Origin of the sequence: Nocardia violaceofusca NBRC 14427 (genome assembly GCF_963869435.1) — a bacterium.
Classification (GTDB): domain Bacteria; phylum Actinomycetota; class Actinomycetes; order Mycobacteriales; family Mycobacteriaceae; genus Nocardia; species Nocardia aobensis.
This window is the reverse complement of sequence record NZ_CAWMPM010000013.1, coordinates 296,946-322,471: the sequence shown is the minus strand read 5'-3', so window position 1 is coordinate 322,471 and position 25,526 is coordinate 296,946. Positions and strand designations below refer to the sequence as shown.

Annotated in this window: 22 protein-coding genes; 8 read left to right on the top strand and 14 right to left on the bottom strand. The window is 68.7% G+C overall.

The window, feature by feature from the left end:
• Nucleotides 1–16: 16 nt before the first annotated feature.
• Complete coding sequence (locus AC5592_RS13420; protein ID WP_036502887.1) at nt 17–1,450, bottom strand: MFS transporter; 1,434 nt, start codon at nt 1,448–1,450, stop codon at nt 17–19.
• 184 nt (nt 1,451–1,634) lie between these two features.
• On the opposite strand from AC5592_RS13420, the gene AC5592_RS13415 reads away from it, so the two are divergent.
• Nucleotides 1,635–2,246, top strand: coding sequence for a nucleoside/nucleotide kinase family protein (locus tag AC5592_RS13415; RefSeq protein WP_036502888.1), 612 nt, complete (start codon nt 1,635–1,637; stop codon nt 2,244–2,246).
• Between the two features lie 49 nt (nt 2,247–2,295).
• On the opposite strand, the gene AC5592_RS13410 is transcribed toward AC5592_RS13415, so the two are convergent.
• Both AC5592_RS13410 and AC5592_RS13405 read right to left on the bottom strand, forming a co-directional pair.
• Nucleotides 2,296–3,279 carry a LysR family transcriptional regulator gene (locus AC5592_RS13410; protein ID WP_198163823.1) on the bottom strand — a complete coding sequence of 328 codons (984 nt, stop codon included), beginning with the start codon at nt 3,277–3,279 and terminating at the stop codon, nt 2,296–2,298.
• Nucleotides 3,280–3,572: 293 nt separating this feature from the next.
• Nucleotides 3,573–4,583 carry a helix-turn-helix transcriptional regulator gene (locus AC5592_RS13405; protein WP_036502892.1) on the bottom strand — a complete coding sequence of 337 codons (1,011 nt, stop codon included), beginning with the start codon at nt 4,581–4,583 and terminating at the stop codon, nt 3,573–3,575.
• A 90-nt stretch (nt 4,584–4,673) separates the two neighbouring features.
• Between AC5592_RS13405 and AC5592_RS13400 the strand changes: the two genes are divergently transcribed.
• Nucleotides 4,674–5,108 carry a VOC family protein gene (locus AC5592_RS13400; RefSeq protein ID WP_063064343.1) on the top strand — a complete coding sequence of 145 codons (435 nt, stop codon included), beginning with the start codon at nt 4,674–4,676 and terminating at the stop codon, nt 5,106–5,108.
• A gap of 80 nt (nt 5,109–5,188) precedes the next feature.
• On the opposite strand, the gene pdxS is transcribed toward AC5592_RS13400, so the two are convergent.
• A complete protein-coding gene (gene pdxS, locus AC5592_RS13395; RefSeq protein WP_062997834.1) occupies nt 5,189–6,091 on the bottom strand; it encodes a pyridoxal 5'-phosphate synthase lyase subunit PdxS in 903 nt (300 codons plus the stop codon).
• Nucleotides 6,092–6,594: 503 nt separating this feature from the next.
• A complete protein-coding gene (locus AC5592_RS13390) occupies nt 6,595–7,209 on the bottom strand; it encodes a TetR family transcriptional regulator (RefSeq protein WP_063920304.1) in 615 nt (204 codons plus the stop codon).
• Nucleotides 7,210–7,408: 199 nt separating this feature from the next.
• Here AC5592_RS13390 and AC5592_RS13385 point away from each other — a divergent pair, with 199 nt between their 5' ends.
• From AC5592_RS13385 to AC5592_RS13365, 5 genes are all read left to right on the top strand, one after another.
• A complete protein-coding gene (locus AC5592_RS13385) occupies nt 7,409–8,632 on the top strand; it encodes an alkane 1-monooxygenase (RefSeq protein ID WP_063064401.1) in 1,224 nt (407 codons plus the stop codon).
• On the top strand, nt 8,632–8,829 hold the full coding sequence (locus AC5592_RS13380; RefSeq protein ID WP_036502895.1) for a rubredoxin: 198 nt from the start codon (nt 8,632–8,634) through the stop codon (nt 8,827–8,829). Before AC5592_RS13385 ends, AC5592_RS13380 begins: the two co-directional genes overlap by 1 nt.
• A gap of 1 nt (nt 8,830) precedes the next feature.
• Nucleotides 8,831–9,013 carry a rubredoxin gene (locus tag AC5592_RS13375; RefSeq protein WP_036502897.1) on the top strand — a complete coding sequence of 61 codons (183 nt, stop codon included), beginning with the start codon at nt 8,831–8,833 and terminating at the stop codon, nt 9,011–9,013.
• Nucleotides 9,010–10,242: an NAD(P)/FAD-dependent oxidoreductase gene (locus AC5592_RS13370; RefSeq protein ID WP_063920296.1), complete on the top strand. Its 1,233-nt coding sequence runs from the start codon at nt 9,010–9,012 to the stop codon at nt 10,240–10,242. The genes AC5592_RS13375 and AC5592_RS13370 overlap by 4 nt, the downstream gene beginning before the upstream one ends.
• Before the next feature lie 208 nt (nt 10,243–10,450).
• Nucleotides 10,451–11,848 (top strand): outer membrane protein assembly factor BamB family protein, encoded by a 1,398-nt coding sequence (locus AC5592_RS13365; RefSeq protein WP_063064342.1) that lies wholly within the window; start codon nt 10,451–10,453, stop codon nt 11,846–11,848.
• Nucleotides 11,849–11,872: 24 nt separating this feature from the next.
• On the opposite strand, the gene AC5592_RS13360 is transcribed toward AC5592_RS13365, so the two are convergent.
• The 9 genes from AC5592_RS13360 to AC5592_RS13320 all read right to left on the bottom strand — a co-directional run bounded on the left by AC5592_RS13360 (nt 11,873) and on the right by AC5592_RS13320 (nt 24,190).
• Nucleotides 11,873–12,916, bottom strand: coding sequence for an NUDIX hydrolase (locus tag AC5592_RS13360; protein ID WP_036502934.1), 1,044 nt, complete (start codon nt 12,914–12,916; stop codon nt 11,873–11,875).
• Nucleotides 12,916–14,040, bottom strand: coding sequence for a glycosyltransferase family 4 protein (locus AC5592_RS13355; RefSeq protein WP_063064341.1), 1,125 nt, complete (start codon nt 14,038–14,040; stop codon nt 12,916–12,918). The genes AC5592_RS13360 and AC5592_RS13355 overlap by 1 nt, the downstream gene beginning before the upstream one ends.
• Nucleotides 14,037–15,020: a phosphatidylinositol mannoside acyltransferase gene (locus tag AC5592_RS13350; RefSeq protein ID WP_051024727.1), complete on the bottom strand. Its 984-nt coding sequence runs from the start codon at nt 15,018–15,020 to the stop codon at nt 14,037–14,039. Before AC5592_RS13350 ends, AC5592_RS13355 begins: the two co-directional genes overlap by 4 nt.
• A gap of 22 nt (nt 15,021–15,042) precedes the next feature.
• Nucleotides 15,043–15,714 (bottom strand): phosphatidylinositol phosphate synthase, encoded by a 672-nt coding sequence (gene pgsA, locus AC5592_RS13345; protein ID WP_036502906.1) that lies wholly within the window; start codon nt 15,712–15,714, stop codon nt 15,043–15,045.
• A gap of 1 nt (nt 15,715) precedes the next feature.
• Nucleotides 15,716–16,351 (bottom strand): ATP adenylyltransferase, encoded by a 636-nt coding sequence (locus tag AC5592_RS13340; RefSeq protein ID WP_036502908.1) that lies wholly within the window; start codon nt 16,349–16,351, stop codon nt 15,716–15,718.
• An 8-nt stretch (nt 16,352–16,359) separates the two neighbouring features.
• Nucleotides 16,360–18,438, bottom strand: a complete 2,079-nt coding sequence (gene thrS / locus AC5592_RS13335; RefSeq protein WP_210743177.1) for a threonine--tRNA ligase — start codon at nt 18,436–18,438, stop codon at nt 16,360–16,362.
• 117 nt (nt 18,439–18,555) lie between these two features.
• A complete protein-coding gene (locus AC5592_RS13330; RefSeq protein WP_084506629.1) occupies nt 18,556–19,203 on the bottom strand; it encodes a (2Fe-2S)-binding protein in 648 nt (215 codons plus the stop codon).
• Nucleotides 19,204–19,449: 246 nt separating this feature from the next.
• Complete coding sequence (locus AC5592_RS13325) at nt 19,450–21,690, bottom strand: SulP family inorganic anion transporter (RefSeq protein WP_063064340.1); 2,241 nt, start codon at nt 21,688–21,690, stop codon at nt 19,450–19,452.
• Nucleotides 21,691–21,979: 289 nt separating this feature from the next.
• Entirely contained in the window at nt 21,980–24,190 is a 2,211-nt protein-coding gene (locus AC5592_RS13320; RefSeq protein ID WP_063064339.1) for a SulP family inorganic anion transporter, read from the bottom strand.
• Between the two features lie 433 nt (nt 24,191–24,623).
• On the opposite strand from AC5592_RS13320, the gene AC5592_RS13315 reads away from it, so the two are divergent.
• The gene (locus tag AC5592_RS13315) at nt 24,624–25,526 is read left to right on the top strand and encodes an NAD(P)-dependent oxidoreductase (protein ID WP_157121815.1); all 903 of its coding nucleotides are present in this window, start codon (nt 24,624–24,626) and stop codon (nt 25,524–25,526) included.

Sequence of the window (25,526 nt, the reverse complement as noted above, 5' to 3'; positions counted from 1 at the left end):
TCCGCCGTGACAGCGCTCACGACGCCGGTTCGCCCTGCGATCCGATCAGTTCCCGCGCCTCTTCCTCGGACTGCGCGGCCGGCGCCGACCCCCACATGTGCCTGCCGTTGGGCTCCTGCAGGAAATACACCGACACCGCACCCACCAGCCCGGCGATGATCAGGTAGTACGCCGGCCAGTTCAGATCGCCGGTCGCGCCGACGAGCGCGCCGACCACCACCGACGTGGTGCCGGCGAACAGCGAGACCGCCACGTTGAACGACACCGACAGCCCCGCGCCGCGCACCTTCGTCGGGAACAGCGACGGCAGGGTGGACGGCATGGTCGCGCTGAAGCAGATGAGGGTCAACCCCATCATCAGCAGGCCCAGGAATACGGCGAACGCGTTGTCGGTGCGTACCAGCAGAATCATCGGAAACGCCAGCACCATCAGGGCGATGACGCCGGTCCAGATGATCGGTTTGCGGCCGACCCGGTCCGAGATCAGGCCGATCACCGGGATGGTCAGCAGCGCGATGACCATCACCGCGATCTGCAGCCACTGCGAGGCCGAGGACGACAGGCCGCCGCCGGTGCTGTCGGGCACGGTCGAGGTGACGTAGGTCGGCATGTAGGAGGTCAGCATGTAGTTGGTGACGTTCCAGGCGACGACCAGACCCATACAGACCAGCACGTACGGCCACAGCCGGGCCAGGATCTTGGCCTCGTCGCCGGTCTTGTTCGCCTTCTCCCGCTCCTCGGATTCCTTCTCCAGCGCGGCGAACGCGGGGGTGTCGGCCAGTCGCATCCGCAGATAGACGCCGACCGCACCCAGCGGCAGGGCGACGAAGAACGGCAGTCGCCAGCCCCACGACAGCAGCTGGTCGTCGGTGAGGGTGGCGTCGGCGAGCGTGACGACCAAGGCGCCCAGCAGATATCCGGTGAAGGTGCCGAATTCCAGCCAGCTGCCGAGGAATCCGCGCCGCCGGTCGGGTGCGTACTCGGCGATGAAGGTCATGGCGTTGCCGTATTCGCCGCCGGTCGAGAAACCCTGCAGCAACCGCGCGCACAACAACAACATCGGCGCCCAGATCCCGATCGTGTTCTGATCCGGGATACAGCCGATGGCGAAGGTGCCGGCCGCCATGAGGATCATCGTGGTGGCGAGCACCTTGTTGCGGCCGATGCGGTCGGCCAGCGGTCCGAAGAACATGCCGCCGAAGGGACGCACGAGGAACGCCACCGCGAACAGGCCGAACGTGGCGATCGTGCCGGCGGTGTCCCCGAGATGGGAAAAGAACACGTCCTTGATGGTCGGCTCGAAATACGCGTAGACACCGAAGTCGTACCACTCGGTGATGTTGCCGATACTCGCCGCGCCGATCGCCCGGCGGATGATCGGCGGATCGGTGACGACGATGTCGTCGAGCGACCACCGCTTCGGACGTTCACGCGGGACCAGCACCGCCACGGACTCCGACCTCCTCGACTTCGCGACAACCGTCGATCACCGGTGCCGCCGGGCCTGCGCGAGGTGTTCGATCGCCTCGCAGGTGTCCGCCGTGTCCGGAATCGACCCGCTCAGGCTATGCGATGGCAAACGCGCGCGGCGGGCGACTCTCCGCGATTCGCGCCGTGGCGGGCATGATAGGCGGATGCCCGCATACGAACCGATCGCCGCGGACGGGCTGGTCGAGCGGGTCGTCGCGGCCACCCTCGCGCTGCCGGGGCCGGTCGTGATGGCCGTCGACGGGGCCGACGGCGCCGGACCACGGAAACCGGCCGATCGGATCGTCGAACGGATCCGCACGCTCGGGCGGCCGGCCGCGCGGGTGTGGTTGCACGACTTCGTTCGCCCGGCATCGCTGCGGCTGGAGTTCGGGCGCGACGAGATGACCTATCGCACAGCCTGGTTCGACTACGCCGCGCTCGATCGCGAAGTGCTGGAGGCGGTGCGCCGGCGCGGGCGGTGGCTGCCCGCGCTGTGGGACGAAGCCGAGGACCGTTCCGCCCGGGCGCGCACGCAGTCGGCCGAACCGGGTCTCGTACTGGTGGTCGCGGGTCCGATGTTGCTCGGCCGGGGACTGGATTTCGATATCACCGTGCGGCTGCAGATGTCGGAGGCGGCACTGCTGCGGCGAACCGATTCCGCGGACCGGTGGACCGTGCCCGCTCTACTGCGTCACGACCGCGAGCACGACGACGTGCCCACCTTCGATGTTCGCTGGGATCATCCGGACCGCCCGGCGCTGCGGATCGGCGCCTGATCCGCGTCGCCACCTCGGATGCGCAGGGGCGCAAAGGCATTCGCGGCGGTCAGCCGGCGAAACGTTCGCGGTCGGCGACGGGGAGCCAGCATCCGGCGGCGATGTCGCGGTTGTAGGTCGTGCGGAAATGCTCGATCAGATGCGGTAATCCCGGATGGGTGTTGGCCGTCGACCACAGCAGCGCGTGCGGATAGGCCGGTGTCGGGTCGACGATCGGCACCCGCCGGATGTGCGGATGCCACGGATTGCGGAAGTGGTCGCTGCTCACGGTGGCCAGGGTGTCGGAGCCCGCGATGCGGGCGAGCATGGCTTCGATGCCGTCGGGCCCGGGGAACCGGGTGCGGTCGCGGGGCGTGGTATCGATTGTGACACCGCAGAATTCGCTCAGTTCGCGATAGAAGTCGGCCCACTCCGATGCCACCCCGGCGCCCGGGATCCACACCGTGTACGCGCCCAGTTCGGCCAGTGGCACCGCCGACCGCCCGGCCAGCGGATGATCTCGGCCGACGAGCAGATGCGCCGGATCCACGTACGCGGGCACGGCCGCGATATCGGCCGGCAACGGGCGGGGGCCACCCGAGGGCCGGGCGAACGCCGCGTCGGCGCGGCCGTGCACCACCATGTCCCGCGAGGTCACGAAGACGTTCGAGATCACGATCTCGGTATCGGCGGCGGGATTGCGGTCGAGGTAGAACCGCATCTGCTCGGTCGCGCCCTGCCGCTCGCCCTGTACCGCGACGCGCAGCGGGCGCGGCATCTCACCGACCGCCGCCACCGCGGTGTCGGCCACCGCCAGCAGTGCGCGCGCATGCGGCAGCAGCCGCGTACCGGCGGCGGTCGGCACGATTCCGGCGGGTACGCGGTCGAACAGCGCCACGCCGAGCTGGGCCTCGAGTTTCGCTATTCGCTTCGACACCGCCTGCTGGCTGATGCCGAGAACCACGGCGGCGAGACTGAACTGCTGTTCCTCGGCCGCGGCCACGAAGGCGCGTACGGCTGCCAGGTCGAGATCCGTTCTCGCAGCTCCACCCACAACCATTCGTTGTGCACCCTTCGCTGTATTCTCCTCGAGCCCCATCGCATCAGGAGCCGGCAACTTCCGGAAAACAGTACCCGACAAGCTATTCGGCGACCGCTCGCATCGTTCCGGCGGCCACGAATGGCCGCGCGACCACTGAGAGCTCACGCCGTGGGGATGTGCTGCCGGGTGCCGATCACCACGGTGCTCGACGCGGCGCGATGCGAACGAACCGAGCGTGCCGCATCATCCGGCACGAGCCGTCGGCACCGGAGGGCCGGATCGGCCCCGACGCCCGGGTCGGTTCCTCAGTCGCCGGCCGGTACGACGCCGCGGCGGGCCGATTCCGCGAGGCGAGCGGCGAGCCCCAGGATCAGTTCGCGCAACTCCCCCGGATGCCGCACCTCGAACGGGCGATCGAGTGCGGCGAGTACCGGCGGCAGCCAGTCGAGCCGCTCCGCCCGGATACCGACTTCCCACCAGCGCTCGGCGTCCGAGTCCGCCGCGTCGTCCGCGTCCTCCGCCGCATCGAGAGTCGCCACCGTCGCGGGCAGGTGGGCGCGGATCTGCTCGACGGTAGCGAAGATGCGCAGCCGCACGTCGTATCGATAGTCGGCGGCGGCGAATCCGGACACCACCCGCCGCACCGGATCGATATCGCCGGGCGCGTCGAACGATCCCGGCAGGGTTCGGGCGGTGGTGATGCGATCCAGGCGGAAGGTGCGATCCCCGCCGTGCCCGGGATCCACACCGGTGACGTACCACCGTCCGGAATGCGCGACGAGCCCGTAGGCGTGCAGCGTGCGTTCGCTCGCGCGGCCGTGGCGATCGGTATAGCGGAGCGTGACCGGCCGGTGGTGGCGTATCGCGTCGGCGATCGTCAGCAGCACCGCGGCGTCCGCGGAAGCGAATTCGGCCGGCGCATCGGTGAATGCGAGCGATTCCACCAACACGTCGAGCCGTCGGCGCAACGGCTGGGGAAGTACCCTCCGAATCTTGGCGGCCGCCGTCTCGCTCGCCGTCACATCCGTTGCGGCCCAGCCGATTCGGCGGCCGGCCAGGAGGCCGAGCAGGACCGCCAACGCCTCGTCGTCGTCGAACATCAGCGGCGGCAGGCGGTATCCGGGGGCGAGCCGATAGCCGCCGTAGCGACCACGCACCGACTCCACCGGAATGTCGAGATCGATCAGGTGGTCCACGTATCGGCGCACGGTGCGTCCCTCGACCCCGAGCCGGTCGGCGAGTTCGGCCACGGTCCGGGTGCCGCCGGACTGCAGCAATTCGAGCAGGGTCAGCACGCGTCCCGTCGGTCGAGCCATGATCTCGACCCTAGTGCGAATACTGGACCGATTCTGTCCCCTATTGCTCCTACGCTGCGGAAAACACCCTCGAACGGCAAGGAGCAGCCCATGAATTTCGTCTCGATCCGCATCATCACCGCGGACGTCGCGCGTCTGGCCGAGTTCTACGAGCGCGCCACCGGATTACGCGCTCGGTGGGCGAACGAGGATTTCGCCGAACTCGAGACCGGCGTCGCCACCCTCGCGCTCGCGAGCACTCGTACCGTCGCCCTGTTCGCACCCGGCTCCGCCCGTGCGTCGGACAACCACAGCGTGATCACCGAATTCCTCGTCGACGACGTGGACCGGGTGTATCGCGAGCTGTCCGGCGCCGGCACCGAGGTGGTCGCCGAGCCGGCCACGATGCCCTGGGGCAACCGCTCGCTGCTGGTCCGCGATCCCGACGGCAACCTGGTCAACTTCTTCACACCGGTGACGCCGGCGGCGATCGCGAAGTTCGCAGGGCGGACCGAGCCGGTCACGCTGGGAGTCGCCGGCGGGTGACGCCCGGGAACGACGACGCCGGGCCGTCCTGTGCAGGACGACCCGGCGACGTGGTTGTCTCGGAAGCGGTGTCCGAACGGTTACCAGCCGCGCTCGGCGAGGCGGTGCGGCTCCGGAATCTCCTCGACATTGATGCCGACCATGGCCTCACCCAGGCCGCGCGATACCTTCGCGAGCACATCGGGGTCGTCGTAGAAGGTGGTGGCCTTCACGATGGCGGCGGCACGCTCGGCCGGGTTGCCGGATTTGAAGATGCCGGAGCCGACGAAGACACCCTCGGCGCCCAGCTGCATCATCATCGCGGCATCGGCGGGGGTGGCGATACCACCGGCGGTGAACAGCACCACCGGCAGCTTGCCGGTCTCGGCGATCTCACGGACCAGCTCGTAGGGCGCCTGCAACTCCTTGGCGGCCACGAACAGCTCGTCCTCGGGCAGCGACTGCAGGTGGCGGATCTCGCCGCGGATCTTGCGCATGTGGGTGGTCGCGTTGGACACGTCGCCGGTGCCGGCCTCCCCCTTGGAGCGGATCATCGCCGCGCCCTCGGTGATGCGGCGCAGCGCCTCGCCCAGGTTGGTGGCGCCGCAGACGAACGGCACGGTGAACTGCCACTTGTCGATGTGGTTGGCGTAGTCGGCCGGGGTCAGCACCTCGGACTCGTCGATGTAGTCGACGCCGAGGCTCTGCAGGATCTGCGCCTCGACGAAGTGGCCGATGCGCGCCTTGGCCATGACCGGGATGGAGACGGCGTTGACGATGCCGTCGATCAGATCCGGGTCGCTCATGCGCGCGACGCCGCCCTGGGCGCGGATGTCGGCGGGAACCCGCTCGAGCGCCATCACCGCGACCGCGCCGGCATCCTCGGCGATCTTGGCCTGATCGGCGGTGACGACGTCCATGATCACCCCGCCCTTGAGCATCTCGGCCATGCCGCGCTTCACGCGGGCGGTGCCGGTCGTCGAGGTGGTGTCGGGCGTTGTCACGGGCAAACTCCTGATTATCGGGGATTCGTTCGAGGAGGCATCGCTGCGATGCGAACCTCCACGATTCTAGGCGCCCCGATCAGGCCACTAGATAGCCAGTCCGAGAGCACTGGACTGGTCCGCCTCCCACGGCCGGGATCACGCCCCGGGCCGGGCGGCCGCTACGGCGTCGCTACGAGCGCGCCGAAGGCAGGTACCCGTGGCGCCGGGCGGTGCGAAACCGCAGGCCGGCGCCACCTGTTCGTCAGATCGGGTCGACGACGAACAGCTGCGCCCAGTACGTCGCGGCCTGCTCGCCGATATACGGCAGCAGGAAGTCGTACAACAGATAGGACATATGCATTCGGTACCTCACCTCCACACACCGGTTCGCCGGATTCGGTGTGCGGCAAACCGGTTTCGACCCTAACCGATGGTGACCTGTCACACACCGGCAACGGCCGGGTATCGGCGAGATCGGCGGATTTCCGACGAAATGTGTTGACCGCCAACGCGTCCCACCGTCACACCTCGGCCAGCAGCGGCTCGAGCAGCCCGACGGCGACGACCCGGATCTGCTCCAGCGCCCGTTCGACCGGCCCGGTCGGCTGGAACAGATGACTGAGGGCAAGGCGCACAACGGTTTCGGCGGCCGACGCCAGCTCCTCCTCACCCACCGACGCCAGCTCGTATTGCGCGCGAACCGTCGCGGTGACCGCGGCGATCGCCCGGCCGAGCACGGGTTCCGGTTCGGTCATCAGCGCCGGCAACAGCGCGGTATCGGGCGCCGAACGGCCCGACAGCACCGCCTTGAGCAGCATATTGTCCGCGCCGCTGCGCAGGGTGAACTCCACGGCCGCGATCAGGCCGGCGATCACATCGTCCGGGTGGGCCGCCAGCTGCTCGGCGATACCGATCAGGAAGACGTCCACCTCGTTCGCGATCACCACCTCGGCGAGGTCCTGTTTGGTGCCGATCTCCTTGTACAGCACCGGCCGGCTGACGCCGACCTCCTTGGCCACCCGCGACATGTTCACCGCACCCCAGCCCTCGGTACAGACCAGGCCGCGAGCGGTCTCGATGACCCGCTCGCGCAGAAGTCGGCGCATATCGGACTGGAAGTTCGGCACGGTAGCCACGCCCATGATCGTACACGGTCCACGAAAATGTTCGCACTATTGACAACTTGCATGGATCTGTATTCAATGAGAACACTTCTTCAGAAAGTGTAAATACATCGAGGTGGGTGAGGCGCCGCTCCCGCCCCGTCCGCGCACTCCGTCCGCCGGACGCACCGTTCCATCGCGCATTCCGCGCACCGTTCGTGAGGAGAATTTCGTGACCACATCCCGAATCGGCGATCCGACCCGGACCGCACCGCCGCAGTGGCGCGACCGCAAGCGCCATCTCTGGCTGTTCGGCCTCGTCCCGCCGACCGCGGTCCTGCTCGCCACCGGCCTGGTGTGGCTGTTCCACCAGCTGGGCTGGCACCACGCGGCGTCCGTGTGGTGGTGGATCGGACCACTGCTGGTGTACGTGCTGCTGCCGATCCTCGACCGATTCTTCGGGCCCGACGGGCAGAATCCCCCCGACGAGGTGATGGAACAGCTCGAGAACGACCGCTACTACCGCTACTGCGTCTACGCCTACATCCCGTTCCAGCTGCTCAGCCTGGTGTTCGCGTGCTATCTGTGGAGCGCGGCCGATCTGTCCTGGCTGGGCGTCGACGGCGGGCTGAGCCTGATATCCAAGATCGGCCTGGCTCTGAGCATCGGCACCATGGGTGGTGTCGGCATCAACACCGCGCACGAACTCGGCCACAAGAAGGACGAACTGGAGCGCTGGCTGTCGAAGATCACGCTGGCGCAGACGTTCTACGGCCATTTCTACATCGAGCACAACCGCGGCCACCATGTGCGGGTGGCGACACCGGAGGATCCGGCCAGTTCCCGGTTCGGCGAATCGTTCTGGACCTTCCTGCCGCGCAGCGTGTGGGGCAGCCTGCGCTCGTCGTGGTCCCTCGAGAAGACCCGGCTGCAGCGAATGGGCAAGCGGCCGTGGTCGATTCACAACGACGTGCTCAACGCGTGGCTGATGTCGGTGGTGCTGTGGGGCGCGCTGGCCGCGGTCTTCGGTCCCGGGGTGCTGCCGTTCCTGGTACTGCAGGCGGTCTACGGATTCTCGCTGCTGGAGACGGTCAACTATCTCGAGCACTACGGCCTGCTGCGGCAGCGCACGGCCGCCGGACGCTACGAACGCTGCACGCCGGAGCACAGCTGGAACTCCGACCACATCGTCACCAACATCTTCCTCTACCACCTGCAGCGCCACAGCGACCATCACGCCAATCCCACCCGGCGCTATCAGACCCTGCGCAGTATGGACGGCGCGCCCAATCTGCCCAGCGGCTACGCCAGCATGATCACCGTCGCGTATTTCCCGCCGCTGTGGCGCCGCGTGATGGACGAGCGGGTGCTCGCCCACTACGGCGGTGACATCACCCGCGTCAACGTCCAGCCCGGCAAGCGCGATCGGATCCTCGCGAAGTACGGGGTCGCCTGATGTCCCGATTCCGTTGCCCCGTCTGCGATTACGTGTACGACGAAGCCGACGGCGCCCCGCGCGAGGGCTTTCCACCCGGCACCGCGTGGTCCGCGATCCCCGACGACTGGTGCTGCCCCGACTGCGGCGTGCGGGAGAAGCCGGATTTCCACGCCGATCTCGCCACCCACGACCCGGCCCCGACGAAAGGTCCCTGACATGACCGACTACAAGCTGTTCCGTTGCCTGCAATGCGGATTCGAATACGACGAGGCCCTCGGCTGGCCCGAGGACGGCATCGCGCCGGGCACCCGCTGGGACGACATTCCCGACGACTGGTCCTGCCCCGACTGCGGTGCGGCCAAGGCGGATTTCGAGATGGTCGAGGTCAGTCGCGCATGACCGGACGCATCGTCATCGTGGGCGCCGGGATCGCGGGCGCGACCGCCGCCCGCACCCTGCGCACCGAGGGCTACACCGGCGAGATCGTGCTGCTCGGCGCCGAGGACCGGCTGCCCTACCGCCGCCCGATGGTCTCGAAGGAGTTGCTCGCCGGCACCGCGAACGAACGCCGGCTCCTGCTCGAGTCCGCGCAATCGTGGCGCGAACTCGAGGTCGAGGTCCGCCTGGGGACCACGGTCGACGGCATCGACGTCGACCGCGACCGCATCCGTCTGGGCACCGGCGAAACCCTCGGCTACGACGCGCTGCTGCTCGCGACAGGTGCCCGCGCACGAGAACTGCCCGGCCCCGAATCGGGCGCGTACACGCTGCGTACCGCCGCGGATGTCGACGCGTTGCGCGCGGCCGTGGTGACCGGTGGATCGCTGCTCGTGGTGGGTGGCGGCCTGGTCGGATGTGAAGCCGCCGCGACGGCGCGCGGACTGGGGGCGGCGGTGACGATCGTGCACGCCGCCGACGCGCCCCTGGAGCGGGTTGCGCCGCGGGTGGTCGGCGAGCACTGCCGAAACCTGCACGCCGACAACGGTGTCGACATCCACGACGCGATCGTGCTGGACCGGATCGACGGGGGCGGTGGCGATGTCACAGCCACCGCCGTCGACGGACGCCGGTGGACCGCCGCGGCGGTCCTCGTCGCGATCGGCGCGGAACCGGATACCGGATTGGCCCGCCAGGCCGGACTCGCCGTCGGGGACGGCATCCTCGTCGACGAGTCCTACACCACCTCGGCATCGAACATCTTCGCCGCCGGTGACGCGGCGGCCGTCTACGATCCGGAATTCGGGGTCCACCGGCGCACCGAACACTGGAACAGTGCCCAGGCACACGGCATCGCCGTCGCGAAATCGATTCTCGGACAAACCGTTCCGTCGGACGAGGTCACCTGGGGCTGGACGACCCAGTACGGCGTCTCCATGCAATTCGCCGGTCGGCCGCAGCCCGAGGACGAGGTCGTGGTCCGCACCACCGACACCCCCGGCCGGTTCATCGCCCTGAGCCTGCGCGCCGGGCGTCTGGTCGCCGCCGCGGCCGTCGCATGCCCGGCCGAGTTGCGCACCGCCCGTACTCTCATCGCGGCCCGCACCACGCACGACCCGGACACCTGGTCCGACCCGGCCATTCCCCTGCCGGAGCTGGCAGCCGCGACCGAGCTGTCGAGCCACCACTGACCGAACAGCCGGAGGCAGGTCCCGGCCGGCCGGCTCCGTCACCGCATCCCGATACATCCGAGATCGGCTGTGAGCGGTCCGTTTTCGCGCTACGGCCTTGCCTGCGACGGGAGGTCTTCGTGGTCGCGGGTCTCGAACACACCTGATACCTTGCAGCTTTCGCACAGTTCGGCCGGGGTCCGGCCGGAGCGACAGAGAGGTCGCGGGTATGAACACGGCAGCACGCCGGCTCACCGGATCCGGCGCGCGCCGGATCGGGATCATGGTGCTGATCCTGGCTGTCGTGGCGGCGGTCGCGACGGTCGTGTGGGTGAACCGATCTCCGGAGCAGGCGCCGGAGGGCCCCGCGGCCGGTGGCCGGTTCCGAATTTCCCCTCGGCTCGACTCCGCTCCGGTACCACGATGGACGTTGCGCGCTGCCGACCTGTCCGATGAGCCCGGTGCGGTCCTGCTGGCGTTGCCGCACAGCCTGGACAGCTACCACGGGCACGGTTCGCCGATGGATGCCGGGCCGATGATCGTCGCGGCCACCGCGGTACCCGGCGTGCCCGGGCCCGGTACCGCACCGGCGGTCGGTCCCGTGCGGTTGTACGGTATCGATCCGGACACCGGCGCGGTGCGGTGGAAGATCGACGCCGGCGAGCTCCTCAACTGTAACGAGCGCGTCTTCGACGGACAGCTGACCTGCCGCGGCACGCACCGAGTGCTGATCATCGACGCCGCTACCGGCGCGATCGCCACGGACCACGCGACGGACTTCGAGGTGATCGACGTTGCGGTGCGCGACGGTGTGGTGTCCGTCGCCGGTCGCACCGCCGACTCGATGACCGCCGTGGTCACGCGGGGAACCGTTGCCGACATCGAGGCGAGCTGGCGCCGAACGTATCCGACACCGGTTCCCGGCGACCCGGTCAGGCCGAGACTCGATGCGCCGGACTACTTCCGGGACGGCCACGACCGCGGCGTTCGCGTCTACGATCTGCGCACCGGCGACCCGCTGTTCACCGCACCCGTCGGCGCCGTATTCGACGGCGGGATCATCGCCACGCAGGTGATCGATCGCGGCGGAAGCGCGGGACGAGTCACCCTTCTCGATCGCAACGGTCACCTGATCACCGAGGTCGGCAACCCCAGTTTCCTGCTCGAGTGGTACCCGACCGCGACCGCGTCCCCACCGCCTATCCTCACCGGTGAGAGCGCCTACGACCGGACGACGGGCCGAGTGCTGTGGACCAATCCACAGATCGGCCGCGACGAGTCCGCGGGCCGCCAGGGCGCGGTCGAAGGGGTGGTGGATCACACGGTGATCGTCCGATCGCCCGACGCGACGGCGCTCACCGGCCTCGATCTCGTCGACGGAAACCAGGTGTGGCAGCAGCCCGCGGGGTTCGCGAACACGGTGCGCGACGGCCTCACCGACGGTCGCCACCTCGTTCTCACGGACGGCATCACCGTGCACGCGATCGACGCCGGCGACGGTTCGACCGCCTGGTCGATGTCGCTGCCGCCCAGCGGCGATCCGAGATTGCGCTCCAGGGTGGAAGCGATGGGCGGCCGGATGGTTGTCGTGCTCGCGGACGCGTTCACCGGATACGCTGCGGCGTGAGTCGACGCGAACAATCGCCGCGGTTCAGCGGATGGACCGAACCTCCGGCTCGAGATCGGAACCGGCGGCGGTGAGCGCCTCGGCCAGCAGGTTGTCCAGGTGGTACGGGTACACCGTTTCGCCGATCCGGTCGAGTTCGGCGATATCCGGCGGCAGACACCAGCGGTAGGCGGTCACGCAGCGGCGTTCCCAGACGGTCGGGTCGGCGGGTTTCGGATCGAACCAGCGCACCCGGGCGACGAAGAACAACTCCTCGGAGCGAATCAGCTCGCCGTTGAACGGGAAGACCGCGACTCGCCGCCAGATCGGGCCGCGCAGCAGCGTGGAGTCCAGCGCCAGACCCGTTTCCTCCCACACCTCGCGCACCGCCGCGGTTCGCAGCGTCTCCCCCGGTTCGATGCCGCCGCCGACGGTGAACCAGAACGGCGAATCGGGGGTCTGCGGGTCGTGGCCGCGCATCAGCAGCACGCGGTCCTCGTCGTCGAGCAGCACCACCCGGGCCGAGGTGCGGACGGTGTCGACCTCGAGGCCGGTGGTCGCGGCCGGCGTGACCCGTTCCGCGATCTCGAAATAGGTGGGCAGCGGCGCGGTGCCGCCGAGGTGCAGCAACCGCACCGGGCGGCGGGTACGCAACGCCAGAGTGTCGCGCACGGCGTCGTTGTGGAAGCGGCGCGCGATCAGAACCCGCGCCTCGGCGTCGGCGAGTTCGGCGACCAGCTGCGGACGCAACGAGGTGATGTCGACCGCCGACAGCGCGGCCGCGAGCTGGTTCTCCGCCGTCTCCCGATCGCTCCAGTCGGCGCGTTCGGCGCGGTCGGCCAGCGCGATCAGCCGGGTGGACTGTTCGGCCGCCGTGGACTCCGACAACGGCCCGGCCATCGAGATCGCGACCGTGCGGGCCACCACCGCGCGCCGCGCCAGGGCCGCCTCCAGCGCATCGCGGGCCTGGTCACCGCGCACGTGCAGGCGGTCGAGCCGGTTGGCGGTGGAGTAGGCCCAGACTCCGATGGCGATGATGACCGCCGCGATCAGCGCGAGGACCAGGATGGTCGTCGCGGAGAAGGTGATCATCCAGCGGTCCTCACCCGGGCGTCGCCGACGGTGACCGTCTCGTACACCCGCAGAATCTGTTCGGCCACGACCGGCCAATCGTATTCGCCGACAACCTGATCCGCGGTGCGCACCAGATCCTCGCGGCGCTCGCGGTCGGTGAGCAATCCGTCGATCGCCTCGGCCAGCGCCGCGGAATCACCCACCGGCACCAGCACTCCCGCGGTCCCGTCGCGCAGCACCCGACGGAAGGCGTCCAATTCGCTGGCCACCACGGCGGTTCCGGCGGCCATCGCCTCCACCAGCACGATGCCGAAACTCTCCCCGCCCAGATTCGGCGCGCAGTACACATCGGCGCTGCGCATCGCCGACGCCTTCTCCGCATCCGAGACCTGACCGAGGAAACGCAGATGTCCGGCGTGTTCCCCCGCTTCCCGGCGCAGCCGTTCCTCGTCCCCGCGGCCGACGATCAGGATCTCCACGTCGGGATGGCGGGTGACCAGTTTCGGCAGTGCGCCCAGCAGCACGGCCATCCCCTTGCGGGGCTCGTCGTAGCGGCCGAGGAACAGCACCGTCCCGCCCGTACGCGGATATCCCGGCAGCCGTGGCGCATTCGCGAACGCCGGCACGTCGACCCCGTTCGGGATCTCGACCGCGTCGCTGCCCAGCGCCTCCACCTGCCAGCGCCGGGCCAGCTCCGACACCGCGATCCGCCCGCTGATCTTCTCGTGGTAGGGCCGCAGCACCCCCTGGAAGGTCGCCAGCACCAGCGAGCGGGTGGTGGAGGTGTGGAAGGTGGCCACGATGGGTCCCTCGGCCACCTTCAGCGCCAGCATCGAGATACTCGGGGCGTTGGGTTCGTGGACGTGCAGGACCTCGAAGTCGCTGTCGGCGATCCAGCGCCGCAGCCGGGTGTAGGCGGTCGGCCCGAACGACAGTCGCGCCACCGAACCGTTGTACGGAATCGCCACCGCCTTCCCGGCCGAGACGACGAATTCCGGCAGTTCGGTGTCGTCGGAGGCCGGCGCCAGCACGCTCACCTTGTGGCCGCGCTCGATCAGTACCTGCGCCAACTCCACGACATGTGACTGCACACCGCCCGGCACGTCGAACGAGTACGGGCAGACCATGCCGATTCTCATGACACCGCGTCTCCGGCGGACCGCTCATCGCCGCGCACGGCCTGCGCTGCCGCGATCCGCTCGAGGCGCTGGGCGGACAGATCCCGTTCCCACAGTGGCTGCAACATATGCCAGTCGGCGGGGTGTTCGGCGATATTGGCGGCGAACCGGTCCGCCAGCTGCTGGGTGGCCGCCGCGACACCGGCCGAAACATCCAGCGGCGCTTCGGTTTTCAGCCCCCACCCCTCGCGGCCCTGCTCGTCCACGGTGAACCAGGCGTGCACCGGCATCAGCGCGGCGCCGGTCTCGATGGCCAGTTTCGCCGCGCCCGCCGGCATCCAGGTGCGTTCGCCGAAGAACTCCACCGGAACACCCTTGCCGGTCAGATCGCGCTCGCCCATCAGGCAGACCACCTTGTTGTCGCGCAACCGTTGCGCGAGCTGCCGGAACGGCGGCTGCTCTCCGCCGGTCAGCGGGAACACCTCGAACCCCAGGCTCTCCCGGTAGGCCACGAAGCGCTCGAACAGCGATTCCGGCTGCAGCCGTTCGGCCACCGTGGTGAGGCCGCCGTAGTGCTGCACCAGCCACACCCCGGCCATATCCCAGTTCCCCGAATGCGGCAGCACGAAGACCACACCGCGCCCCCGCGCCAGCGCGACGTCCAGATTTTCGATGCCCTGGGGTGGCGGCATGAGCGGCGAATCCGCCAGCGCCGCATGGTCCAGAGTCGGCAGCCGGAACGCCTCGCGCCAGTACCGGGCATACGAGCGCATCGAGGCGCGAACCAACTCGTCGGGCACCTCGAGCGGGTCGACGTCCAGCACCCGGGCAAGGTTGCGGCGCAATTGATTCGGTCCCTCGCCGCGGTGGGCGGCACGGTTCGCGCGCCGGGCCGCCCAGTCGCCGCCGACGTCGAACGCGCGGCGCGCGGTGCGTTCGGGCAGTCCCCGTACCAGTCGCCACCCGGCCGCGTAGGCCCGGTCGGTCAGCGCGGCCCTCATCTGTGTCACGCCCCTACCACTTTCATTTCGCCGTATCGGAGTCGGCCTTGGTCACCGGCGCGATCACATCGCGGGCACCGGCCGAATTCCGTACCGCCAAGACTCGCTGGAAGACGGTGACGATGCTCAGCACCGCCAGGATGTACATCGCGACATACACCGCGTAGGTGAGCCACTCGATGCCGAAATAGCCACCGATGCCGGTGAAGCCGGCCCCGACCAGCACGATGACCAGGCGGTCGGGGCGTTCGATGATCCCGCCGTCGGCCGACAGCCCGCTCGCCTCCGCCCGCGCCTTGGCGTAGGAGATCACCTGCGAGGTCACCAGGACCACCAGCGTCGCTACGAACAGGTGCTTGCTGTGCTCGTGATACACCGACCACCAGGCGAGCGCGCCGAAGATGGCGCCGTCGGCCACGCGATCGCACGTGGCGTCGAGGACCGCACCGTATTTGGTGCCGCCGCCGCGAGCGCGGGCCATCGCCCCGTCGAGCATGTCGAACATGACGAAGAGCCAGATCACCATCGTTCCCCAGAACAGGTGATCGGTCGGGAACAGCGTCACCGCGGCCACGATCGAGGCGGTGGTGCCGATCAGCGTCATCGCGTCGGGCGTGAGCCCGGTGCTCACCAGCGCCCGTCCCAGCGGCGCGGTCGCCTTGGCGAACGTCTCCCGACCGAAGAAGCTCAGCACGCTACTCGACTTCCTTCGCCTCGTGCCACGCCCCGGCCAGCAGGGCCCGCGTCTCCCGCAACAACTGCGGCATCACCTTCACCCCGCCGACGACGGTGATGAAATTGGCGTCCCCGCCCCAGCGGGGAACGATGTGCTGATGCAGGTGGTCGGCCAGCGATCCCCCGGCCACGCCGCCGAGATTCAGCCCGACGTTGAAACCCTCGGGTCGCGACACCTTCTTCATCACCCGGATCGCCCGCTGGGTGAACGCCATCAGTTCGGCGCTCTCCTCCGGGGTGAGATCCTCGAGGTCGGCCACCCGCCGGTAGGGCACCACCATCATGTGGCCCGGGTTGTACGGGTAGAGGTTGAGCACCGCGAACACCCATTCGCCGCGCGCGATGACCAGTCCGTCCTCGTCCGACATCTTCGGGATCTCGGTGAACGGGTGCTTCAGCCCGGCCGAGGTCGTCTCCTCCGCGCCGGCGGGCGCGTCGGCGTCGGCCGGGCCGTTGCGGCTGTCGCGATCGGCGACCGCACCGGTGATGTAGGACATCCGGTACGGCGTCCACAATCGCTGCAACCGGTCCGGGTCCCCCGCTCCCGTGTCGACGATCCGACCCGGATCCTGTTGCGTCACAGCCTCTTCCACCATGCCCTCACTCACGCCCCACCGGTCCGGACCTCGAATCCTTCCGCGCTCGGCGAGGCGTTGTCGCGCCGCGAGATCCAGTCGACGACGGTCGCCACCGCATCGGCCACCGGCACGGTGTTGACCTGGGTGCCGTCGCGGAATCGGAAGCTCACCGCACCGGCGTTCACATCGCGCTCGCCGGCCAGCAGCATGAACGGCACCTTCTGCGCGGTGTGATTGAAGATCTTCTTCTGCATCCGGTCGTCGCTGCGATCGACCTCGGCCCGCACCCCGTGGGCACGCAGTTCCTCCACCACCGTGTCCAGATGGTCGGCGAACGCGTCGGCGACCGGGATGCCGACCACCTGCACGGGCGCCAGCCAGGCCGGGAACGCGCCCGCGTAATGCTCGGTGAGCACGCCGAAGAATCGTTCGATGGACCCGAACAGGGCGCGGTGGATCATCACCGGGCGCTGCTTGGTGCCGTCGGAGGCGGTGTATTCCAGGCCGAAGCGCTCGGGCAGGTTGAAGTCGAGCTGAATGGTCGACATCTGCCAGGTACGGCCCAGCGCGTCCTTGGCCTGCACGGAGATCTTCGGACCGTAGAACGCGGCGCCGCCCGGATCCGGGACCAGGTCCAGGCCCGAATCGGTGGCCACCTTGCGCAGCGTCTCGGTGGCCTCCTCCCACAATTCGTCGGAGCCCACGAATTTCTGCGGATCCTTGGTCGACAATTCCAGGTAGAAATCGTCGAGACCGTAATCGCGCAGCAGGCTCAGCACGAATTGCAGCGTCGAGGTCAGTTCGGCGTGCATCTGCTCTTTGGTGCAGTAGATGTGCGCGTCGTCCTGGGTCATGCCGCGCACCCGGGTCAGCCCGTGGACGACACCGGACTTCTCGTAGCGATACACCGACCCGAATTCGAACAGCCGCAGCGGCAGCTCCCGATACGACCGGCCGCGCGAGCGGAAGATCAGATTGTGCATCGGGCAGTTCATCGGCTTGACGTAATAGTCCTGGCCGGGTTTGCGCACGGTGCCGTCGTCGTTGTACTCGGCGTCGAGATGCATGGCCGGGAACATGCCCTCGCGGTACCAGTCGAGGTGTCCGGAGACCTCGAACAGATGTCCCTTGGTGATATGCGGGGTGTTGACGAATTCGTAGCCGGCCGCGATGTGGCGGCGACGGGAATAGTCCTCGAGCTCCTTGCGGATGATGCCGCCCTTGGGATGGAACACCGGCAGGCCCGAACCCAGCTCGTCCGGGAACGAGAACAGATCCAGTTCCAGTCCGAGTTTGCGGTGATCGCGCTTCTCGGCCTCCTCCAGGACGTGCAGATGGTTCTCCAGCGCCTCCGGCGATTCCCAGGCGGTGCCGTAGATGCGCTGCAGATCCTCGCGGTTCTGGTCACCGCGCCAGTAGGCCGCCGAGGAGCGGGTCAGCTTGAACGCGGGAATGAATTTCGTGGTCGGGATGTGCGGGCCGCGGCACAGATCGCCCCACACCTTCTCGCCGGAGCGCGGATCGAGATTGTCGTAGATGGTCAGCTCTTTACCGCCGACCTCCATGACCTCCGGATCGTCGATACCCGATTTATCGGAGATCAGCTCGAGTTTGAACGGCTCCTTCGCCAATTCCACCCGGGCCTCGTCGACCTCGACCACACGGCGCGAAAACCGTTGCGCGCCTTTGATGATCTTCTTCATCCGGGATTCGAGCTTGGCCAGATCCTCGGGGGTGAAGGGCCGCTCGACCTGGAAGTCGTAGTAGAAGCCGTCCTTGATCGGCGGGCCGATGCCGAGTTTGGCCTCGGGGAACTCCTGCTGCACCGCCTGGGCCAGCACGTGGGCGGCCGAATGGCGGATGACGCTGCGGCCGTCCTCGGAGCCGGCGGTGACGGCCTCGACCTCGACGTCGGTCTCGGGCGCCCAGGACAGGTCCCTCAGGTTGCCCTCGTCGTCGCGGACGACGACGACGGTATCAGGCCCCTTGGTGGCCAGGCCCGCTTCGCGCACCGCGGCGCCCGCCGTCGTCCCGGCCGGCACCCGGACGAGGGCGGCGGGGGTTATGCGGGCTGAGGTGGTCACGGCTGCGCTCTCCTTAGACATGTCGGCATTCTTGTTCCGGGCCGGTCGACGAACAGAAATCTCACCGGCGCGACCAATGCTATCGGGACAGTACCGGTCGTGCGCCGATGGACCGGCCGCCAAGCGGCCGCGGCCCGCTCACCCGCGCCGGGCCAGCTCGGTGAGCAGCCGCTCGCGCTCGGCAGCGGGCCTTTTGGGGCAGCTGGTGCACATATCGCAACCGGGCACCTCGTAGACCAGGCAGCAGGAGATGCGCCGCACGAATGTGCGCGTCTCGATGTCGGTGAATCGCGGCGCGGGCAGCCGCTCCCCGACCTGGGCGGCCAGCCGGGCGCCCGCCTCGGGGTCGCCCGCGTCGATGGCCCGGTTGCCGATCGCGTCGGCGACGATCGCCCACAGCGCTGCCGGACCGGCGCCGGTCACCCGAGCCACGACCGGGATGACGCGCCGCAGGGTGTCGCCCAGCGCGGCGCCGACCGCCTCGGAATCGCCCGCCGATTCGGACGCGGTCCGCTCGATGCCACCGTCGGGCCGGATCTCGCAGCGCAGCCGTTCCAGCGTGGGGTCGGGTGCCGGTGCGCCGGTCGCGTAGGCCTCGGTGATCGGATCCACCAGCGCCGAGGCGGCCATACACCACCACAGCGTGCCGGAGACACGGGAATCGCCTGTGCCCCAGGAGATTCCCATATCGGCGATCCGTTCCGACAGCCACGCGGGCTCGGTGAGTTTGATGCCCGCCACCTGGGCGGGCATCCCGGACGCCGCCGACTGCGCCACCATTTCCATCCGACTCCGATCCACATCGATCCAGCGAATGCACCACGTCCACCATGGCATGTCCGGCGCGCTCGGATCGAGACGGCGGCAGGGTTTCGGGGTGCGCCGCTCAGCGTATCGGCGCGGGCGACGCCGACGCTCAGGCGCGCCGCGGCAGCCGTCCCCGGGTCGTGGCGGGACGGCTGCCGCGGCGAAGGTGGACGGGTGCGCGAGTTCGGCTGTCGGGCCGACGAACTCGCGCACCCTGCGCCCGGATCAGGCGTGGGTCGGATTCCGGGCGGGTATTCCGGGTCTCTCGGCATCGGTGATCTCGGCGATGCCGGTCGTGGTGACCTCGAGGACCCGTGCGGTTCCGATATCGAAGAACAGGCCCGAAAGCGCAACACCGCGCTCGTCGACGGCCCGTGCGACGACCGGATGCTCCCGCAGCGTCTCCAGCTGGACCGCGACGTTGACCATGCTCAGCTGGTCGGCCGGGCCGTACCCGGCGGCCGCCGCGGCCGCCGCCACCGGATGGCCGCCGCGGTAGCGCTGCAGGGCCTCGGCGCCGTGGGCCAGCCAGTCGTCGATATCGGGACCGGCGGACCGGTCCGACAGCAGGGCGTTCATCGCACCGCAGCCCGAATGTCCGCACACCACGACGTTGCGCACCGACAGATTGTGCAGCGCGAAACTCAACGCGGCGTCCACCGACACATCGGTGCCGCGCGCCGGGATCAGATTGCCGATGTTGCGGACGGTGAACAGGTCACCCGGACCGCTGTTGGTGATCACATTCGGCACGATCCGCGAGTCGGAGCAGGTCAGGAAGAAGGAGTCCGGGTCCTGACCGTCGCGCAATTCGTCCAGGTGCGGCCGCATCACGTGGGCGTGGCTGCGGTGGTAGGCGGCGACACCGGCGGCGACGGGATTGCCACCCTCGGAACGCCACGGCCCCAGCACATCGTCGAGCAGCCCGCGGGCCCGGGCGCGCCGCGGCGGACGCTCGGCCGCATCGGCCATGCGCGCGGTCCCGATCTCGACGAATTCGACGGTACCGCCGGTGCTTTCGTGCTGCTGCGCCCAGGAGTGGATGGCGTCGTAGGCGGCGTGGTCGAGGAAGTCGACCGTCAGCTCCACCAGGACGTCCGCGCCGGCGGGCACCTTGGCCAGCTGCCCGGTCAACTTCGGCAGGGCGAGGAAGGTGCAGGTGCCGTCCACGCTCACCAGCCACCGGTCGGTTCCCTCGACCGGAGCGGCCTCGACCGAGACGCGCACCACGCGCCACAGCAGCAGCGCGAAGGCGACGACCAGACCGATCAGCACACCTTCGAGCAGGTTCAAGAACACCACCGCCGCGATGGTCACCGCGTAGATCACCAGTTCGCCGGTGCGGTGCGCGATCTTGATGTGAGCGAGCTTCACCAGCTGGATGCCGATCATCACCAGCAGACCGGCCAGCGCCGATTTCGGGATCTGCTCGACCACGCCCACCAGGGCGATCGAGAACAGCAGCACCCAGACGCCGTGCAGCAGCGCCGAGGCCCGGCTGCGCGCACCGGCGGTCACATTGGTCGCACTGCGCACGATCACGCCGGTGACCGGCAGGCCACCGATCATGCCCGAGGTCACGTTGGCCGCACCCTGCGCCATGAGCTCACGGTCGAAGTTGGTGCGGGGTCCGTTGTGCATCTTGTCGACGGCGACGGCCGACAGCAGGCTTTCCACGCTGGCGATCAGGGCCACGGTCAGCACCGCCAGCGCGACACCGCTCCAGTCTCCGCTGGGCATGTCCGGCAGGCCGACGGCGTCGAACAGCGACCCGCTCATCGTGATGCGGGCGGGGTTTCCGGGCAGCACCAGCGACAGCGCGGTGGCGACCACGATCGCCACCAGCGGTCCGGGAACCACGCGGATCTTGGCCGGCACCCAGCGCCAGCCGAGCATGATCGCGATGACCAGCCCGCCGATCACGACGTCGATACCGCTGAGGTGCAGCAGTTGATTCGGCAACTCGGCGACGTTCTCCCACGCCGAGCTCTGCGAGGATCCGCCGAGCAGGACATGAACCTGCTGCAAGGCGATGGTGATACCGATGCCGGCGAGCATGGCGTGCACGACGACCGGTGCGATGGCGAGCGCGGCGCGCGCGATCCGGCTCAGGCCGAACACGATCTGCAGCAGGCCCGCGCAGACGGTGATGAAACAGGTTGTCTTCCAGCCGAATTGATTGATGGTCTCGGCCATGACCACGGTCAGGCCGGCGGCCGGGCCACTGACCTGCAGGACGGAGCCCCCCAGGGTTCCCACCACGATGCCGCCCACGGCGGCGGCGATGAGTCCGGCCGCGACCGGAGCGCCGGTGGCGACCGCGATGCCGATCGAGAGCGGCAGAGCGACGAGAAAGACGACGACGGAAGCGGGCAGATCGTGTCGTAGGACGGAGTTCATCCGGTCCGACCAGCTGGGGCCCGGCGGGGCCGAGGGTCTGGGCGTAGCGACGGTGTCGGTGGACATATTGCTCCTTCACCGGAGCCGCCGCGGCGGTCCGGTCGGTCGAACATGTTCTCCAGGCATCGATTTCAGCTGCGAGACGTCGTTGTCCAGCAGTGAGCCGGAAGCGAGGGCAACCCTAATAGTAAAGACTAAGCAAAGGCTTAGAAAAGGATCTTTAGCCTCGCACACGTTCCGGATTCGATGTGACGGCCCTCACTCGCCTGGAGCTCCGACCTGCACCGGCACCACTGTGCGCCCGCTCGGCGCGCGTTTCCATCCGGCGAAATTGCCAGAACTGGGAATGCTCCTTTCAGGAAACCGGGACCGGCACGGGCTGGCGGAGGTCGTCGATATCGGCGATACCGTCGGGCGTGATCGCGAGGACGCGGGCGGTGGCGATATCGAAGAACAGGCCCGACAGCACCACACCGCGCGCCTCGATTCCGCGCCGCACGACGGGGTGGGCGGCCAGTGTCTCGATCTGCACGGCGACGTTCACCATGCCCAGCTGGTCGACCTCGCCGTATCCGGCGGCCGCGGCCGCCGCCGCCACCGGATGCCCGGCGCGGAAGCGCTCGAGCGCGGGGCGGCCGTGGGCGAGCCAGTCGTCGAGACCCGAGCCGGTGTGCAGACCGTGGTGCAGTGCGTCCATGGCGCCGCAGCCGGAATGCCCGCAGACGACGATCGAGCGCACGTCGAGTTTGTTCAGTGCGTAGACCAGCGCGGCCTCGACCGAGGTGTCGCGCCCGTCGGCGGGGATCAGATTGCCGATATTGCGCACGGTGAACAGGTCACCCGGGCCGCTGTTGGTGATCACGTTGGGCACGATGCGGGAATCGGCGCAGGTGACGAACAGCGATTCCGGATCCTGGGTGTGCCGCAGTTCGTCCAGATGCGGCCGCATCATGTGGGCGTGCCCGCGGTGATAGGCCGCGATCCCGGCGGCGATCCGATCGGTGCGGGTCGTGGGACGCCAGGGCGCGAGCACGTCGTCGAGCACGCGCCGGGCGTGGCCGCGCGCGGGTGGCCCCGCGGTGAGGTCGGCGATGCGCACGGCGCCCAGTTCGACGAATTGCACCGTGCCGCCGAGGCTTTCGTGTCGCTGCGCCCATTCGTGCAGGGTGTCGGAGGCGGCGTGGTCGATGAAGTCGACGGTCATCTCCACGGTGACCGGAACGCCTGCGGGAATCCGCGCCAGCTGAGCGGTGAGCCGCGGCAGGGCCAGGAAGGTGGCCGAACCGTCCACGGTCACGAGCCAGCGCCCGGTGTCGCCGACCGGCGCGGCCACGATCACCACCCGCACCACCCGCCACATGAGCAGCGCGAACGACAGCACCAGCCCGATCAGCATACCCAGCAGCAGGTTGCCGAAGATCACCACGAGAACCGTTGCGGCATAGACGATCAGATCACCGGCGCGGCGCGCGAGGCGGATATGCGCGAGTTTCACCAATCCGATACCGATGACGATCAACAGTCCGGCCAGAGCGGCCTTCGGGATCTGGCGCACCACCTCGACCAGCGCGACGGAGAACACCAGCACCCACACGCCACTGAGCATGGTGGAGGCCTTGGTCCGCGCGCCGGCCTTGGCGTTGGTGATACTGCGGACGATGACCGCCGCGATGGGCAGGCCGCCGAGCATGCCGGAGGTCATGTTCGCGACGCCCTGGCCGAGCAGTTCGCGATCGAGGTCGGTGCGATACTCCGGCCGCAACCGGTCGACGGCCACCGCCGACAGCAGCGTCTCCACGCTGGCGATCAGCGCGATGGTGAACGCGGTCAGCACGACCGCACTCCAATTACCGTGCGGCAGTTGCGGTAACGACATCGCGTCGAACAACGACCCGTGCAGCGTGATGCGTTCCACGCTGGTGGGCACCACCATCGCGAGCGCCGTCGCCGCGACCACGGCGGCCAGCGGGGCCGGGACCGCACGAATCCGGCCCGGTAGATAGCGCCAGCCCAGCATGATCGCGATCACCACCCCGCCGACCAGCGCGTCGCCGGCGTGCATCACCGTCAGCTGATGCGGCAGCTGCACGATGCTCGCCCACGACGAACTCAACGTCTGCCCGCCCAGCAGGACGTGCAGTTGCTGCAGTGCGATCACGACGCCGATACCGGCGAGCATGGCGTGCACCACCACGGGCGCGATGGCCAGTGCGCCGCGCGCGATCCGGCTCAGGCCGAACACCACCTGCAGCGCACCGGCACAGACGGTGATGAAACAGGTTGTCGCCCAGCCGAACTGGTGGATGCATTCGGCCACCACGACGGTGAGGCTGGCGGTAGGGCCGCTGACCTGCAGTACCGAACCGCCACACAGCCCGGCGACCAGACCTCCGACCACAGCGGCGATCAAACCGGCCGCGACCGGCGCGCCCATGGCGACGGCCACACCGATGGACAGGGGTAGCGCGACGAGGAAAACCACCACGGAGGCGGGTAGATCGTGGCGTAGAACGACCGAAAGGCCCCGAGGTGACGTCCGTCGGACCGAGTCGGTGTCGGTGGACATATTTCTCCTTCGCCGAACCGGTGTCGGTTCGGTCCATCGGTGGAACATGTACTGGCATCGAGAGCGGGCGGGCGAAGCGGATGACGCGAGATGTGTTGCGCCTGCGACGCATCCGGACATGGATGCCCGGCAGCGGCCCAACGCGCCTAATAGTAAAGATAACGCAAAGCAGTTGGAAAGGGTTTTCAGCACAAAAGTCGGCGCCGGTACTGAATTGTGATCTATATCACAACCAGGCTCGAGGTCCGGAGTTGCCCGGGACCACCCCCGAACGCAGCAATGCACCGAAAAATGGTGGCGCAGAATCGCTTCGCCGCACCCACCGGCGATACTACCGCAGCGCCGTTCCTGGTCACTTGTACGATTCGCCTATCACCGAGGCCGAACGCGACCCGTGCGGCACAACTGCGGGACAGTGGGAAGGACAGGGTCGGTGCCATGTGCCGACCGCGACCCGGACGAGGAGGCAACAGTGCATATCGCGGTACTGGGAATGGGACGGATGGGCCGCGCCGTGGCCGCGCGCCTGCTCAACGGCGGACATCGGGTGACGGTGTGGAACCGTACCGAAGGTAAAGCGGGAGAACTGATTTCGGCCGGTGCGACGGAGGCCGGAACTGTCGCGGCGGCCGTGTCGGGAGTGGACGCGGCCCTCACCGCGCTCGCCGACGACGCGGCGGTGACCTCGGTGGCCTTCGGCGAATTGCAGACATCTCTCGATTCCGGGACCCCGTACATCGACTGTTCGACCGTCTCCCCGGCATTGGGCGCCGCCCTCGCCGACGGCTTCGGTGACCGGTTTCTGGCGCTCCCGATCGTGGGCGGGCCCGGTACGGTCACCGCCGGGAAGGCAACGCTGCTGGCCGGTGGGCCCGCGCAACTGCGGGACCGGCTCGCACCGCTGCTCGGCACGCTCTCCGAGCGGGTGCGCCACTACGATTCTGCGGCACACGCGCTGACCGCCAAGGTGACGACGAACTTCCTGTTGATCTCCGGAGTCGCGGCGCTGGCGGAAGCGTTCACCGTGGGGCGTTCCGGCGGACTCGGCGACGACCAGTTGCGCGAACTGCTCGCCGACGCGCCTGTCGTCGCCCCGGCGGTGGCGAACCGCTTCGACGCCGTACTCACCGCGTCCCCGGACGGATGGTGGACCACCGTCCTGGGCGCCAAGGACGCGGGACTCGCCGTCGACATCGCCGCGGAGGCGGGTGCCCACCTGCCGTTGGCGGAAATCGTCCGCACGCGTTACGAGGATGCGGCGCGAACGAATCCCGGCGCCGATATCTCCGCCATCGCCGCGCTGTACCGCGACGGCGGCGACTCCGCGCAGGGTTGA

What these genes read in the sequence shown, in the direction of transcription:
- thrS (WP_210743177.1), bottom strand. Translation starts at nt 18,438, where the DNA reads ATGTCTAAGGAGAGCGCAGCCGTGACCACCTCAGCCCGCATAACCCCC.
- AC5592_RS13325 (WP_063064340.1), bottom strand. Translation starts at nt 21,690, where the DNA reads ATGTCCACCGACACCGTCGCTACGCCCAGACCCTCGGCCCCGCCGGGC.
- AC5592_RS13340 (WP_036502908.1), bottom strand. Translation starts at nt 16,351, where the DNA reads ATGGTGGAAGAGGCTGTGACGCAACAGGATCCGGGTCGGATCGTCGAC.
- AC5592_RS13400 (WP_063064343.1), top strand. Translation starts at nt 4,674, where the DNA reads ATGAATTTCGTCTCGATCCGCATCATCACCGCGGACGTCGCGCGTCTG.
- AC5592_RS13375 (WP_036502897.1), top strand. Translation starts at nt 8,831, where the DNA reads ATGACCGACTACAAGCTGTTCCGTTGCCTGCAATGCGGATTCGAATAC.
- AC5592_RS13350 (WP_051024727.1), bottom strand. Translation starts at nt 15,020, where the DNA reads ATGAGGGCCGCGCTGACCGACCGGGCCTACGCGGCCGGGTGGCGACTG.
- AC5592_RS13415 (WP_036502888.1), top strand. Translation starts at nt 1,635, where the DNA reads ATGCCCGCATACGAACCGATCGCCGCGGACGGGCTGGTCGAGCGGGTC.
- AC5592_RS13330 (WP_084506629.1), bottom strand. Translation starts at nt 19,203, where the DNA reads ATGGAAATGGTGGCGCAGTCGGCGGCGTCCGGGATGCCCGCCCAGGTG.
- AC5592_RS13355 (WP_063064341.1), bottom strand. Translation starts at nt 14,040, where the DNA reads ATGAGAATCGGCATGGTCTGCCCGTACTCGTTCGACGTGCCGGGCGGT.
- AC5592_RS13320 (WP_063064339.1), bottom strand. Translation starts at nt 24,190, where the DNA reads ATGTCCACCGACACCGACTCGGTCCGACGGACGTCACCTCGGGGCCTT.
- AC5592_RS13405 (WP_036502892.1), bottom strand. Translation starts at nt 4,583, where the DNA reads ATGGCTCGACCGACGGGACGCGTGCTGACCCTGCTCGAATTGCTGCAG.
- AC5592_RS13365 (WP_063064342.1), top strand. Translation starts at nt 10,451, where the DNA reads ATGAACACGGCAGCACGCCGGCTCACCGGATCCGGCGCGCGCCGGATC.
- AC5592_RS13370 (WP_063920296.1), top strand. Translation starts at nt 9,010, where the DNA reads ATGACCGGACGCATCGTCATCGTGGGCGCCGGGATCGCGGGCGCGACC.
- AC5592_RS13380 (WP_036502895.1), top strand. Translation starts at nt 8,632, where the DNA reads ATGTCCCGATTCCGTTGCCCCGTCTGCGATTACGTGTACGACGAAGCC.